The organism is Longimicrobium sp., assembly GCA_036387335.1.
GTDB lineage: Bacteria > Gemmatimonadota > Gemmatimonadetes > Longimicrobiales > Longimicrobiaceae > Longimicrobium.
In genome coordinates this window covers 1-1,702 of the sequence record DASVTZ010000091.1, presented here as the reverse complement: position 1 = coordinate 1,702, position 1,702 = coordinate 1, and the positions used below count along the sequence as shown (strand labels likewise).

The window sequence follows — 1,702 nt, the reverse complement described above, 5'->3', positions numbered from 1 at the left end:
GAGGTGGAGCCGGATGTCGTCCACTTCGTCCACCTGGCGCGTCTGTCGGCGGCGCTGATCGGGCCGTGCGTGGAGCGCGGCATCCCGACCGTCTTCACCGCGACGGACTTCTGGCCGGTGTGCCCGTACAGCCAGTTGCGGCTGGGCGGCAACGAGCTGTGCGCCGGGCCCGACGAGTCGGCCCTCAACTGCATCCGCCACTTCGCGGAGAACCTCACCGCGCACCCCGTATCCATCCCCGCCGCCGTGTCGCGCGCTCCGAACTGGCTGGTGGGGCTGGGCGTGCGCGCCGCCACCAGTCCCCGTCTCCCCGTGTCGGCGCCGAGGTTCTTTACCGAGGTGAAGGCGCTCGTGGGGCGGCAGCAGTTCCTGCGGAGGGAGCTGAACCGCATCGACCGCGTGCTCGCCCCGTCGCGGCTCATGGAGCGGAAGCTGGTGGAGGGCGGGATCGAGGCGGAGCGGGTGTCTTTCCTGCCGTATGGGATCGACGCGGCGGGCGGCGAGCGCGCGGCGGAGCGGGGGAGGGAGCGCGTGCTGCGGCTGGGCTTCATCGGCAGCGTGGCCGAGCACAAGGGGGTGGAGGTGGCGGTGAAGGCGCTGCGGCTGCTCCCCGCCGGTCTGCCGGTGGAGCTGAGCATCCACGGCGCGCCCGGGTCGCACCCCGCGTATCAGGCGTACTACACGCGCATCCAGGCGCTGGCCGCAAGGGATCCGCGCATCCGTCTCTTCCCCGCCTTTCCGAACCACGAGGTGCGGGGGGTGCTGGAGACGATGGACGCCCTGGTGGTGCCCTCGCTCTGGCACGAGAACACGCCGCTGGTGGTGTACGAAGCCTTCGCCGCCGGCTGCCCGGTGATCGGCTCCGAGGTGGAGGGGATCGCGGAGATCGTGGGGCACGAGGTCAACGGGCTCCTCTTCGCCCCCGGGGACAGCTCGGCGCTCGCGGCGGCCATCCGGCGGCTGGCGGAGAACCGCGGCCTCCTGCGCACCCTCGCCTCGCGCACGAAGCCGCCGCTCTCGGTGCCCGCGCACGTTTCGCGTCTGGTGGGGATCTACGAGGAGCTGATCGCGGCGCGTGAGGGCTCCGCGGTTGCCTGACCGCGTGCCATCGCCAGCGACACCGAGGGCGCGGGGCAGTAAGGGGGTCGTTAGGATGCTGGCCCGCCGGTTGACACGGACGCCCCGGTCCTGTCATGATGGCTGCGCAAAACGGGTGTTTCCGCGGCTTCACGCGCGCCCGCGCTCGACCCGTTCGGCCCCGCGCATGAAGATCATCGTCACCGTCCACCAGTTCCTCCCCGATTACTCGTCCGGCACGGAGGTAATCGCGCTCGGCATCGCCAGGGAGCTACAGGCGCGAGGCCACGAGGTGGTGGTGGTGACCGGCTACCCCGATCCGCGCCCGCTTCGCGACGAGGAGCGCTTCGACCGCTACACGTATGACGGGCTGCGGGTGGAGCGGTTCCGCCACTCGCCGGACCCCATGGGCGACCAGCAGGTTGTGACGGAGCTCGCGTACGACAACCATCTCTTCGCGCGCGCATTCGACCGGCTGCTGGCGGAGGTGGAGCCGGATGTCGTCCACTTCGTCCACCTGGCGCGTCTGTCGGCGGCGCTGATCGGGCCGTGCGTGGAGCGCGGCATCCCGACCGTCTTCACCGCGACGGACTTCTGGCCGGTGTGCCCGTACAGCCAGTTGCGG

General features: G+C 71.2%; 2 protein-coding genes. Both read left to right on the top strand.

Annotated elements, in window-relative coordinates:
• A partial coding sequence (locus VF647_08050) for a glycosyltransferase (GenBank protein ID HEX8452033.1) occupies positions 1–1,098 on the top strand: 1,098 nt, incomplete at its 5' end.
• Between the two features lie 166 nt (positions 1,099–1,264).
• The coding region (locus VF647_08045; GenBank protein ID HEX8452032.1) for a glycosyltransferase at positions 1,265–1,702 on the top strand (438 nt) is incomplete at its 3' end.